Here is a 13,165-nt window from a genome sequence, read left to right on the forward strand (position 1 = left end):
GATACACGTCAGCGACAGGCTTCAGCGCTTCGCCCGCCCCTTGACCGCGCCGCGCCCCTTGCCACCCGACGCAGGTGACTTGCCGGGCTTCGCCGCGCTCTTCGCCTGGACCTTGGGAGCCTTCGACCGGGGCGACTTCACCTGGGTCTTGGGCACCTTGGACCTGGTCGGCTTCGCCGTGGCCACCTTGGCCTTCGCGACCTTGGCCTTGGGCGACTTCTTGGCGACGGGCTTCGAAGGAGCGGCCTTCTTTGCCGCGGCCTTCTTCACCGGAGCCTTCTTTGCCGCGGCCTTCTTCACCGGAGCCGAAGCCTTGCCCGAAGCGGCCTTCTTCACCGTGACGACGGGCTTCTTGCCCACCGCCGTCGGTCTCGCGGTCGGAGAACGCGCCACCGGGGCCGCCTCCGCGGACACCTTGGCCGCACCACGCTTGACGGCGGTCGTGCGCTTCGGTGCCTTCTCGGGCGAGGGCTTGACGCTCTCGCTCTTGGGCCCTGGCTGCGTGGCTACCTCCGTCGTGGGCCGAGCAACAGGCGACTCGGACATAGGCGGAGCGCGGACTTCCGCCGCTGGGGGCGACAGACGCTCAGGCGACTTCGCGGGGACCTCCGCGGGCCGCGCCGCCACCACCTCGGGCGTCGAACGCGCTGCGGGCTCTCGCTGCTCGCGAACCGGCGGCTTCGCCGGAGGCTCGGGCGGAACCGAAGGCTGCCAGTTCTCCGGCGCGAACTCGGGCTTCGTCTCCGCGGGCGGCTTCGGAGGCACGAACACGGACGCGGGGCGGTTGAAGCGAGAGTCCTTCGACGCGGGCTTGCCTCCACGTCCCTGCCCCTGCCCATGACGCGGCTGCGAGGGCCGGCCACCCTTCCCCACGGGCTGGCTCTGCGAGGCCAACGCACGCAGCCGGTCAAAGCCGGGATGCGGTGACGCCCCCATGCTCTCGCTCGTGCTCGGATCCGACCAGGACGTCGTCGTGTCAGGCACCTCGGGAACGGTTTCCTCGCGGACCTCTTGCGTCTCCTGCACGGGCGCGCTGCTCACGTCCGAGCTCGCGCCCTGCTCCGGCCGCACGAACATCCGCCGCTTCGGCCCGTGAGCTTCTCCCGGGGACCGAGCCCCCGGAGGACCGGCTTGCGTCTTCGCCGTGTCGTCTCGCCAGGGCTTCTTGAATGTGGACTCGCTGCGGGGAGGCGAGGCCTCCTCGCGTCGCCCCTCGCGCACGAAGCGCCCACGAGGACGAGAGGGTTCCTCACGCGCAGCCCAGGAGCGAGCCGGCGCCCCCTTGGTCGTGTCGCGCTCCCACTGTCCGGGCTTGCCCGGCTTGGGCTTGCCGTACGGCAGCTGCTGCTCGCGCGGCTCGGGGCGACGACGCGCGGGTGCGCCACCCTCATGACGCGACAGCGGCGCTTCGCCCACGAACTGGAGCGCGTCGAAGTCGATCTTCCGCGCCGTCGGATTCGCCGACAGCAGCCGCACGCGCAGCTTCTGCCCCACGCGCACGCGCCGCCCGTTCGGATACACGAGCGAGTGCGTCTGCTTGTCCAGCTTCGAGCCGGGCCCCAGCGTCTCCGCCTTCACCAGACCCTCGACGTGCTCTGCGTCCAGTTCGACGAAGAACCCGAAGTCGGTGATGGCCGCCACGGTGGCCGCGAACTCCTCGCCGACCCGGTCCTTCATCATCAGGGTCGCGTAGAAGGACACCACCTCCCGCTCCACCTGCATGGCCGCGCGCTCCCTGTCGGAGCACTGCATGGCCATGTCCTCGAGCTTCTCCTCCTCGCGGTCCAACATCGCCAGGGACGGCTTGCGCCCCTCCCGCGCCCAGTGCGCCTTCAACAGCCGGTGCACCAGCAGGTCCGGATACCGCCGGATGGGCGAGGTGAAGTGCAGGTAGTGCTCCGCCGCGAGGCCGTAGTGGCCCACCTTCGACGGCGTGTACACGGCCTGCATCATCGAGCGAAGCAGGAGCTGGTTCAGCGCCCGCTGCTCCGGGTGACCCGTGAGCTGGCTGATGAACGCGTCCAGCTCCTTCGAGGACACGCCGTCGTCGATGACCAGCTTGAAGCCATACGCCTGCGCCAGCGCCCCGAAGGCGGCCAGCTTCTCCGGGTCCGGCTCGCCATGGAACCGGTACACCGTGGGCAGGCCCTCGTCCTGGAAGAAGCGCGCCACCGCCTCGTTGGCGGCGAGCATGCACTCCTCGATGAGCCGGTGGCTGTCCTTGCGCTCGCGCTTGTCCATGCGCTCGGGCAGGCCGTCCTTGCCCAGCACTACCTTGTGCTCGGGGATGTCGAAGTCGATGGCGCCCCGCTCCTTGCGCATCTTCATCAGCGCGCGCGCCAGCGACATCATCTTCTCGAAGTGCGGCTTGAAGGCATCGCGGTGCGGCACGCTCTTTCCGTCGAGGACGTCCTGCACCTCGTTGTACGTGCAGCGCGCCGCGCTGCGCATCACCGCCGGGTAGAGCGTGGATGAGCGCCGCTGTCCCTGGGGGTCGAACGTCATGTCCGCCACCATGCACAGCCGGTCTTCGTCCGGCCGCAGGGAGCAGATGCCGTTGCTGAGCCGCTCCGGAAGCATGGGCAGCACGCGGTCCGGCAGGTACACGGACGTCGCGCGACGCAGGGCCTCCGCGTCCAACGCGCTGCGCTCGCGCACGTAGTGCGTCACGTCCGCGATGGCGACCACCAGCCGCCACCCGCCCGCGAGGTCCTCCACGTACACCGCGTCGTCGAAGTCGCGCGCGTCCTCACCGTCGATGGTGACGAGCTGCATCGAGCGCAGGTCCTTGCGCTGCTCGCCGCTCGCCTCTTCCTCCGACACCTTCACGGCGTAGCGGTCCGCCTCGTCCATGACCTCCGGAGGGAACTCGTCCGAGAAGCCCTGCGAGTAGGCGATGCCAATCACTTCCGAGCTGGGAGTCCCCGGCTTGCCGAGCGAGCCGGCCACCTCGCCGAACAGTCCGCGTCCCGGCTCCAACAGGTTCGCGCCCACGCCCAGGCGCACCTTCACCAGGTCTCCTTCCTGGGCCATCTGCGTCTGCGGCACGCGGATGGGGCCGGGAAGGCTGGTATCGGTGGGAAGCACCAGCGCATGGCGGCCCTGCGTCGTGTAGACGCCCACCGCCAGCTCGCGGCGACGGTCGACGACGCGCACCAGGCGCCCCTCGTACCGGCCGGGCCGCCCCGCCACTTCCACCACCACCCGGTCATTGTCGAGCGCGCGCTGCGCCTCGGCGGGAGGCAGGAAGATGTTCTCGCCCTCTCCACCCACCGGATGCACGAAGCCGAAGCCGTCGCGGTGGACGTGGAGGATGCCCTCCACCGTGTCCAACACCTCGCCGAACGCCGGACGACGAGGGCCCCGATGACCGAAGCGCTCGCGCCCCTCGTCACGACGCGACGAGCCTGGCTTGTTGAAGTCCCGGCGCTCGCGGCCACGCGCGCCGTCGGTCCGCGCGAAATCTCGCGAGCCTTGGGCGTTGGGTGAGCGGCCCTTGAAGCCACCGCCCTCCTGGCCTCGGGCACCCTGGCCCGTGAGGCGTTCGCGCGTGGGGGCGTCGTAGGGGCGCCCCTTCTCCTGCCGGGGTCGGTGGTCGCCGCGCACGGCGACGACGTCCGGCACGTCGGGAGCTACGGGGGGAGGAACAGGCAGGCCGTCATCACGCCGAGGTTGGGGGCGCAGGAAGCGCTTGCCCTCCTTGACGATGTGGCCCTGACGCACGAGGTCCCGGAGGGAGCGCTTGAGCTCAGTCTGCTGGCCAGGGTGCAGGCCCGCGAGTCGCAGGAGCTCCTTGATGCCCAGCGGGTGGTCGGCGTCGGAGAGGATCTGCTGGAGAAGGTCGGAAGAAATACTCACGGTGGGGTCGCGGCTCGGCCGCTACGGGAACGGGTAAGCCCGAAGCGGCCGGGCGGGAACCCCCCGGCGACCGACTGCTTCCCGGAACCTTCTCCAGGAAGCGAAGTTCAGGGCTTGACCGTGACGTTGATCTTGAAGGAGCGGTCCACCAGCCCCGGCGTCAGCGCCTTGGCCAGGAAGAACTCCACCTCGAAAGTCCCCGGGTTTCGGGGAGTGAAGAAAAACTCGCGCGTGGCCGAGCCGCCGTTGGGACCCGGTTCGAAGTTGGCTTCGCGCAGACCCACGCGCTTGGCCGCCGTCGGCTCGATGGCCCAGGTGAACCCGGGCTGCTCGGGCAGGCGCACGGTGAGGCCGTGGTTGAGCTTCACGTCGACGGACGTGGGCACCTCGCCCTCGATGTGGACCATCTCCATCTCGTCGCGCGACACGGCGCGAGCTTCCGACGGACGCGGCTCCACGTTCTCCGCGGTGATGCGACCACCCCAGCCGGAGAGCTTGTCCACCACGCCCATGACCTGCAGCGTGTGGCCCACGTTCTTGCGCAGGCTCTTGACGGCGGCCTTGCCCTCGATGAGGAACGACACCTGCTGGCGCGTGCCGCCGTTGGAGACGACGAGGATGAACTCCTCGCCGTTCATCTCCAGATTTCCGCGCACGGCCGCGAAGCCCTTGATGCCCGCGCCCATGCCGGCCGCCGTCACCATGGAGACTTCACCGGGCGACAGGTAGCGCAGCCGGGGCTCGGTGTCCGCGGGCGGAGCCTCCACGACCTCGGCCTCCGGCTTCTTCGCGGAGTACTTGCGCACGTCCACCACGCCGCCGTGGTTGGTCGTCTTGCGGATCATCCCGCTGACGGAGACCTTGTGGTTCACGTAGGCGGGGAGGACTTCCTGATCCGGTCCCTGCAGCAGGAACGTGAGCTCTCGCTTGTCGCGCCCCACCACCACCAGGTTGGGCATCTCGTTGAGGACGACCAGACGGCCCTTGAGGCTGCCCTCGCCCATCACGCCACGACCCTCGCCCGCGGTGAGCAACTGCTCCATCTCACGCTTGGTGAGCGGCTCGCCCGGGGGCGGCAGCTTGGTGGCGCGAGGACGCGGCTTCTCCACGGCGGGAACCGCGGGAGCGGAGGCGGCCTTTCCGGCGCCCTTGCCCGTCGTGCCCTTCGTTCCAGCGGGAGTCTTCGCAGCGGGAGCCGCCGCCTTCGCCGTCGCGGACTTCGCGGCGGGAGCGGGCTTCGCCGCTGACTTCTTGGAAGGCGCCTTCTCCGCGGCCTTCTCCTTCTCGACAGCCTTGTCCTTCTCGATGACCTTCTCCTTCTCGGGAGCGGTCTCGACGGCCGCCTTCTTCGCTGCGGCCTTCGCGCCCTTCGTCACCGAATCCCCGACCCCCTTCACCAGCTTCGTCGTCGAGGTAGCGACCCGCTTGGACGCGTTCTTGATCAGGTCCAGCCGGGCGGATTTATCCTTCTTCGCGGCGGACTTCGCGCCAGTCTTTCCAGCGGGAGTCGCCTTCTTGGCCCCGGACTTGGGCTTGGCCATCGACGCTGTCTCCTTGAGAGTTCCCGTGTACTTTCAACGGGTTGCCACGCCACCCCCAGGAGGACTGGCAGGCTTCGCGATGATTGGAGCTTGTAACGATGATCAGATGGGCTGTCAAACTAACACTTGATTTTCTCTCGGACTTTGGGTGCGAACCGGGCTGAAGATGACGCCCATGAACGACGCCGCGACGCTGCTTCCGGAAGACGAGGCCCGAGCCCGGGTGCTGGCCCTGGCCACGCCCCTGTCAGCCGAGTGGCTGGCCCTCGATGATGCGCTGGGCAGGACGCTGGCGGAGGACGTGCTTGCCCAGCGGACGCTGCCTCCCTGGGACAACTCGGCGATGGACGGCTACGCGGTGCGCGCCGACGACCTGGCGGGCTCGCTGCCGGTGAGACTGCCCGTGTTGGAGACCGTCTACGCGGGCGGCACGCCGCGCCAGGAGGTCCGACCGGGTACCTGCGTGCGGATCATGACGGGCGCTCCCCTCCCCGTGGGCGCGGACGCCGTGGTCATGCGCGAGCGGGTCCGCCCCGTGCCGGATGGGGGCGCGGATCAGGTGGACATCCTGGAGGCCGTGGAGTCAGGCCAGCACGTGCGGCCCCGCGGCGAGGACGCGAAGGAAGGGACGCTCTTGCTGGCCCGAGGCACCCCGCTGGGCATCCCCGAGCTGGGGTTGCTCTGGGCCCAGGGCATCCTGTCGGCGCCGGTGCCGCGCGCGCCCCGGGTGGCCATCCTCTCCACGGGCGACGAACTGTGCCGCGCCGACGAGCCCCCCAGGGGCCGCATCGTCGACACCAACGCTCCGTCACTGGCGCTCGCGGTCCGCCGCGCGGGCGGGCACCCGTCCCTGCTGGGCATCGCCCAGGACACGCGGGACTCCGTGGGCGAGTTCCTGTCGCGCGCCCACGGCTTCGACGTGGTGCTCACCAGCGCGGGCGTGTCCGTGGGTGAGCGCGACTACGTGAAGGAGGTCCTTGCCGCCATCGGGGTGCAACAGCATCTGTGGCGCGTGGCCATCAAGCCGGGCAAGCCGCTGGTGGTGGGCAAGCGCGGGAGCACGCTGTTCTTCGGTCTGCCGGGCAACCCCACCTCGTCGCTGGTCACCTTCGAGCTCTTCGTCAGGCCGGCGCTCCGCCGGCTGCTCGGCCACACCGACGTGGACCCCTCGCGAGTGCCTGGGCGCCTGGATGGTCGGCTGTCCAAGCCTCCAGGGCTGGCGCACTTCGTCCGGGTGACGGCTGCCTGGAAGGACGGCAACCTCTGGGCGCGCCCCCTGGCCACCCAGACGTCGGGCGTGCTCCGTTCCGCGGCGACGGCCACGCATCTGCTGCACTTCGCGCGGGAAGCCAGCAGCTTGTCTCATGGAGACCCGGTGGAATTGTTGCCGCTCTCCTGGGGGGCTTGAGAAACCGGAGCCGTCCATCGTGCATCTTTGCGGAGGATTTCAGGCGGCAGCGGTGGTGAGTCCGCCTTGACTTGCGCGCATGGGGGCACCAAACAGGGGGCCTCGCATCTGGAGAATGAACCATCATGTCGGACATTCGCTCACCCCAGGTTCTTCCGACCCGTAAACCGACGCAGCACCTGGAGCGGTTCTCGGAGGCGGACATCCCCACGGAGCGGGGGCCCCTGCGGACCATCGTGTTCAGGGATCGCCGCAACGGTCGAGAGCACGTGGCGCTCGTCGCGGGCAACGTGTCCGGTGAGGAAGGGGTGCCGGTGCGAATCCACTCCGAGTGCCTGACGAGCGAGGTCTTCGGCAGCTTGAAGTGCGACTGCCGCGAGCAGTTGGACCGGGCGCTGGACTTCATCACCCAGCAGAAGCTGGGCGTGGTGCTTTACCTGCGCCAGGAAGGCCGAGGCATCGGCCTGGGCAACAAAATCAAGGCGTACGCCCTCCAGTCCAAGGGGCTGGACACGTACGAGGCCAACCGCCAGCTCGGCTTCGCGGACGACCTGCGCAGCTACGACATCGCGGCGGAGATGCTGCGCTCGCTGGACGTACGCTCGGTGGACCTCATCACCAACAATCCGCTGAAGATCGCCGGAATGGTGGAGGAAGGCATTCCCGTCCTGCGTCGAATCCCTTCCCGGACCGAGCACAATCCGCATAACGTCGACTACCTGAGGACGAAGCGCGAGCGTACGGGGCACCTGATTGAGCTCTTCGCCGAGGACGACGACACGGAAGCCAAGGCCGGCTGAGAAGGCGCCTGCGCGGCGGCGCAACGCCGTCGTGCGCAATCAAGCCCGTGTGCCCTTCGAGGTGCGCTTCTGGGGAGTGCGCGGCTCCATCCCCTCCCCCGGTCCGCAGACGAAGCGCTACGGCGGCAACACGCCGTGCGTGGAGGTGCGGTGTGGGGATGAGCTGCTGATCTTCGACCTGGGCTCGGGAGCGCGTGCGCTGGGCGATTCCTTGCTCATGGGGCCCCCCGGGCCGGTGCGCGGCAACATCTTCATCTCGCACTACCACTACGACCACCTGCAGGGCCTTCCCTTCTTCGCGCCCATCTTCATCCCGACGAGCGAGCTGACCCTGAACGGGCCGTCACGCAACGGGCGCACCACCCGGGAGCTGCTGGGTGGGCAGATGGTGCAGCCCTACTTCCCGGTGACGGCGGAGGGGGCCTTCCGCGCGAAGCTCACGTACCGCGACCTCTCCCCGGGAGGAACGCTCCAGCTCGGCCCCGCCCAGGTGCGCTGGTTGGAGTTGAACCATCCGGGCGGCAACCTGGGGTACCGCGTGGAGTGCGGTGGGCGCTCCGTGGTCTACGCCACGGATGTCGAGCACGGCAGTGACCTGGACTCGGGGCTGTTCGACTTCGCGCGGGGCGCGGACCTGCTCATCTACGACTCCATGTACACGGAGGACGAGTACCACGGCCGCTGTGGGCCGGCGCGCACGGGCTGGGGCCACTCGACGTGGCAGGCCGCCGTGGCCGCCGCGGACGCCGCGCAGGTGAAGACGCTGGTGCTCTTCCACCATGACCCCTCGCGCGACGACGCGGCCATGGACAAGCTGCTGCGGCAGGTGCGCAGGCTCCGCCCGGAGGCCATCGCCGCCAAGGAGTCGATGGTCATCAAGCTGTAGCCGCGCGAAGCGGGCGCGGCCGTGGCTTCATTCAGGCGTCGCGCGCTGACACCGCGCGCTTCACCGCTTCGCGCAGCCCCGCGAATGGCAGGCGCTCCATGGCGGTGGGGACGTCCACCCACTCGAAGGCATCGTGCTCGGGGCCCAGACGGACCTCGGTGTCCGGCGGGACGTGGACGGCGAAGCCGCTCTCCTCCGCGAGCACGGGCGGCAGCGTCTCGCCGATGGCGAAGGAGTGACGGTAGGCCAGGTCCTCCACGGGAAGTCGAAGGCCCGTCTCCTCCTCCAGCTCTCGGATCGCGGCCTGGGTGGGTGACTCACCATCCTCCACGCGGCCGGTGAGGATCTGCCAGAAGCCGCCGCGCTCGGGACGACGTCGCACGAGCAACACGCGCGCCTCCGGGCCTCGACCTCGCACGACGGCGATGCTGACGGTGCGCATGGGCGCAGGGGCATCCACGCGCTCGCTGTCGAACACGGCGCAGAAGCTCCGGGCGAGCGCCTCTTCCACATCCGGGACAGGGACTGCGTGCCCGCGCTCCCGCTGCATGGAGGTGACACCGGCCTCGCGGATTCCGCAGGGCACGATGAAGCGGAAGTGCTCCATCTTCGTGTTCACGTTGAGCGCGAAGCCGTGCGTGGTGAGCCACCTGGACAGGTGGACACCGATGGCGGCGATCTTCCGCGCGTCGGGCGCACCCTCCTCGCCAATCCACACGCCGGGCCACTTGACGATGGGGCCCGCGGTGATGCCCCACTCGGACAGGACCTGCATGATGGAGCGCTCCACGTCACGCACGTAGCGGCGGACGTCGCGGCGCGACTCCGGGAGCAGGAAGATGGGGTAGCCGACAATCTGGCCGGGCCCGTGGTAGGTGACGTCGCCGCCCCGGTTCGTCTCGAAGACATTCACGTCCTCCGCGGAGAGGCTCGCGTCGGAGGCGGTGATGTTCTCCCGCTTCGCGCCCCGGCCCAGCGTGAGCACGGGCGGGTGCTCCAGCAACAGCAGCACGTCACCGCTCAGGCCCTCCCGACGTGAGTCGCCGAAGAGGCGCATCAGGTTGAGGCCGTCCTCGTACTCCACCCGGCCGAGCCGGTAGACGGTGATGGTGTTCACGACGTTCCCTTCCGCCGGCCCTTTCGAAGGGGCGTCGGCTTCGTCACGTTCTCGAGTTCCCAGGTACCTGGGGGAACCCGCTGGAGGAGTGCCTGGAGTTCGTGGCCGGCGCGGGGGGAGCGCTCGGCCTCGGCGGCGAAGGCGGAGAGGACGCTGTCGGACAGCGAGGTCGCCGGCTCACGCAGCGCCAGTCGCACGCGGGCCATCTCCACGTAGTCCTCGCGCGTGGGCGGGTGCAGGCTGAGCAGCACCTGGACGTGCTCCAGGATGCTCACGGGGATGACGCCACGTACCGCGCGCGACAAGGCCTCCGTCGTGGGCACCAAGAGGCGCTCCTCGCCTCCGCGCAGGATGAGTTTCCCCGGCTCGGGTGCGAGCCCTCGCGCGCTGAGCACCACGGAGGGCCGCGACTCACGAGCGAGGAAGACGGAGAGCGCGGTCTGGTGCTCCGTGCTCAGGCGATCCACGTCCTCGACGAACAGGGGCGAGGCCGACAGGTCCTCCGCGAGCGAAGCCACCGGGGTGAGGGTCCCCCTGCCCTGTCGCTGGAGCATCTGGAGCAGGACGCTCTTGCCCCAGCCCTCGGCCCCCACCAGCAGGATGCAGCGAGCACCCGACTGGAGCGCTCGCACCATCGACGAGCGGACATCGGGCTGACCCACGAAGTCCATCGCGGCCGAGGCACGCACCGGCGAGCGAGGACGCGCCGGGAGCGGCACAGGACTCACGTCTCCGAGCAGCGATGCGGACTCCGTCAGACACGCCTTGCAGATGAAGGCACCGGCCGGTCCCGCGACCAAGTCTCCGACCTCCGCGCGAGGGCGGCAGCAGAACGAGCACCACGCATCCAGCGCCGCGTCCGCGCGAGCGGGGCCGCGCTCGATGATTCGCGGTCCGCGCCTGCGCCTCGGCGTGGTGTCGTCCTCCGACGCGTGCGCGGCGAAGGCCTCCACATCCGAGTCTCGCGCATCGGCCTGCCCCGTCGGCGCGATCAGCCCATCTCCGAACGGTTCCTCACCTTCCGGCGAGCCGGGTCTCCATCGTGACTCGAAGAGCTGCTCGTCCACGGCGCCAGGTGAACGCTCCGCACGCACGAACTCCGAACCGCGAGAAGGCAACGCATCCCGAGCCACCGACGGAACCATCCCACGCGGAGTGGACCCCGCCGAGGCTGCGCTCCGGCCGACCAGAAACTCCAACCCCTTCGAGCCCCCTGACTCCACCGAGGCCTCGCGCTGCGCGGACAGGAACTCCAACCCCTTCGAGTCCCCTGGGTCCGCGGAGGCCGCGCTCCGAACCGGATGAAAGCCTTGCCCCGCGGACGCCCCTGACTCCGCCGAGACCGAGCTCCGAATCGGATGAAAGTTCTGCTGCTCCGAAGCCCCTGACTCCACCGAGGCCGCGCTCCGCGCCGGATGAAGCTTCTGCCCCTCCGAAGCCCCTGACTCCATCGAGGCCACGCTCCGCGCCGGATGAAGCTTCTGCCCCTCCGAAGCCCCTGACTCCATCGAGGCCACGCTCCGCGCCGGATGAAGCTTCTTCCCCTCTGAAGCCCTTGACTCCACCGAGTCCGCGCTCCGCACCGGATGAAGCTTCTGCACCTCGGACGCCCCTGGGTCCACGGAGGCCGCGACCCGAGCGAGCTGGGCTTCGAGTCGCTGGAGGTCCTCGCTCACTTCCGTGTCCAGCACCCAGGCCGCGAGCTCGGGGGACTTCCCTGTCGGCTGCGACTCCACGTCGCGCAGCGCGTCCTGGATGAGGCGTTGCCGACGAACAAGCTCAGGAAGCGGGAGATCCTCCACGGACAGCACCAGTTGGCCGTCATCTTCCTCCTCGCCCCCTTGAGTCGGCAGAAGCGTCTCCGTCATCCCTTCGAGGCGGTTCACCTCCTCGAGGATGTCCAGGCGGCTCGTATCCAGCCTGCGCGCATGGCGCAGCAACTGGAGCGCTCGGGGGGCATTGCCCGCGTTCCGATAGAACGCCGCCGCTTGCTGGAGGCACTCCACGGCGCGAGTCACGTCACCCCGCAGCTCGGCGGACTGCGCGGCGCGGATCAGCTCGCGAGGGTTCTCGGCCATACGGACAGAGCCTAACCGTCTTGGTGGACCACCGCCCGGCCTCGACGCATTCCACGAGACGCAATCGCCGGCGAGCGGTCAGCCCCCTCCCCGGCGGCCCAGGGGACATCCCAGCCTCGAAACCCGGGCGACCACGCCACCCGGGCCTCTGGGCGAGACATCACGCCATGGCCAGGAACAGCAGGTCCGGCTTCTCCAGGTACTTGATGACTTCGTAGACGAAGTCCGCGGCCACAGAGCCGTCGATGACGCGGTGATCGCACGACAGCGACAGGTTCATCATGTCGCGGATGACGATCTGATCCTTCACCACGGCCGGGCGCTTCTTGAGCTTGTGCACGCCCATGATGCCCACCTCGGGGTGGTTGATGATGGGCGTGGCGAACAGGCCACCGCTCTGCCCCAGCGAGGTGATGGTGAAGGTGCCGCCCGTCAGCTCCTCCAGCTTCAGCTTCCGCTCCTTCGCGGCAGCTCCCAGACGCGCCGTCTCGCGAGCAATCTCCGCCAGCGTCAGCCGGTCCGCGTCCTTCACCACCGCCACGGTGAGGCCATCCGGCGTCGCCACCGCCATGCCGATGTTGTACTCGCCGCGCACCACCAGCTCCTGCGCCGCCTCATCGAAGTTGGCGTTCAGGTGCGGGAACTTCTTCAGCGCGGCGATGGTCGCCTTGATGATGAACGGCAGGTAGTTGAGCTTGGTGTTGTCACCCGACGCCGCGAGCTGCGCGTTGAGCCGGGTGCGCAGTGCCACCAGGTCCGTCGCGTCCACTTCTTCCACGAAGGCGAAGTGCGGCATCGTGAACTTCGAGCGCACCATCTTCTCGGCGATCTTCTTGCGCAGCCCCCGCAGAGGAACGCGCTCGTCCGCCCGACCCGACGACACGGCCGGCACCGCGGGACGCGCCTGCGAGGGAGCCGCCACCACGTTCTTCTGCTCCCCGCCACCCTCCAGCGCCGCCACCACGTCCGCCTTCGTCACCCGCCCCTGCGGTCCACTGCCCGGAATGGTCGCCAGGTCCAACCCATGCTCGCGCGCCATGCGCCGGGTCACCGGCGTGGCCAGCACCTTCGACGCCTGCGCCGAAGCACCCGCCGCGGGAGCCGTCGCCTGCGCCGGAGCCGCCGCGGCCGCCTGCGCTGGAGCCGCCGCGCCATGGCCCGCCGCCTGCGCCGGAGCCGCGCCGTCGATCTCCAGCGTGACGAGGGGGTGGTGCACCTTCGCGATGTCCCCTTCCTTGCCGTGCGTCGACACGACGCGCCCGGCCTTCGGGCTGGGGACGGTGACGGTGGCCTTGTCCGTCATCACCTCGGCGAGCACCTGGTCTTCCTTGACGACGTCGCCGGCCTTGACGTGCCACTTGACCAGCTCGCCCTCCATCACGCCTTCACCGAGGTCGGGGAGCTTGAATTCGAAGGTTGCCATGGGGGGTGTCTTTCCGAGAGGAACGGGGGTTGCGTCAAGCCACGAATGAAGGCC

General features: G+C 69.4%; 8 protein-coding genes. 3 read left to right on the forward strand and 5 right to left on the reverse strand.

The features are described from left to right. Positions 1-21 precede the first annotated feature (21 nt). Positions 22-3,858, reverse strand: coding sequence for a ribonuclease R (rnr, locus tag HUA74_RS26130; protein WP_174456720.1), 3,837 nt, complete (start codon positions 3,856-3,858; stop codon positions 22-24). A gap of 107 nt (positions 3,859-3,965) precedes the next feature. Beyond that, complete coding sequence (locus HUA74_RS26135) at positions 3,966-5,399, reverse strand: protease inhibitor I42 family protein (RefSeq protein WP_141645323.1); 1,434 nt, start codon at positions 5,397-5,399, stop codon at positions 3,966-3,968. Positions 5,400-5,574: 175 nt separating this feature from the next. On the opposite strand from HUA74_RS26135, the gene glp reads away from it, so the two are divergent. The 3 genes from glp to HUA74_RS26150 all read left to right on the forward strand — a co-directional run bounded on the left by glp (position 5,575) and on the right by HUA74_RS26150 (position 8,493). Next, positions 5,575-6,807, forward strand: a complete 1,233-nt coding sequence (glp, locus tag HUA74_RS26140) for a gephyrin-like molybdotransferase Glp (protein ID WP_141645322.1) — start codon at positions 5,575-5,577, stop codon at positions 6,805-6,807. 125 nt (positions 6,808-6,932) lie between these two features. After that, positions 6,933-7,607, forward strand: coding sequence for a GTP cyclohydrolase II (gene ribA / locus HUA74_RS26145; RefSeq protein WP_174456721.1), 675 nt, complete (start codon positions 6,933-6,935; stop codon positions 7,605-7,607). Positions 7,608-7,656: 49 nt separating this feature from the next. Beyond that, positions 7,657-8,493, forward strand: coding sequence for an MBL fold metallo-hydrolase (locus HUA74_RS26150; RefSeq protein ID WP_174456863.1), 837 nt, complete (start codon positions 7,657-7,659; stop codon positions 8,491-8,493). Positions 8,494-8,524: 31 nt separating this feature from the next. Here HUA74_RS26150 and lipB read toward each other — a convergent pair whose 3' ends face one another. The 3 genes from lipB to HUA74_RS26165 all read right to left on the reverse strand — a co-directional run bounded on the left by lipB (position 8,525) and on the right by HUA74_RS26165 (position 13,111). After that, entirely contained in the window at positions 8,525-9,610 is a 1,086-nt protein-coding gene (gene lipB / locus HUA74_RS26155) for a lipoyl(octanoyl) transferase LipB (RefSeq protein ID WP_174456722.1), read from the reverse strand. Then, positions 9,607-11,688, reverse strand: a complete 2,082-nt coding sequence (locus HUA74_RS46875; protein WP_174456723.1) for a ClpX C4-type zinc finger protein — start codon at positions 11,686-11,688, stop codon at positions 9,607-9,609. The genes lipB and HUA74_RS46875 overlap by 4 nt, the downstream gene beginning before the upstream one ends. Positions 11,689-11,848: 160 nt before the next feature. Then, positions 11,849-13,111: a dihydrolipoamide acetyltransferase family protein gene (locus HUA74_RS26165; RefSeq protein ID WP_174456724.1), complete on the reverse strand. Its 1,263-nt coding sequence runs from the start codon at positions 13,109-13,111 to the stop codon at positions 11,849-11,851. Between the last annotated feature and the right edge of the window lie 54 nt (positions 13,112-13,165).

It is taken from the genome of Myxococcus sp. CA051A (assembly GCF_013336705.1).
Classification (GTDB): domain Bacteria; phylum Myxococcota; class Myxococcia; order Myxococcales; family Myxococcaceae; genus Myxococcus; species Myxococcus llanfairpwllgwyngyllgogerychwyrndrobwllllantysiliogogogochensis.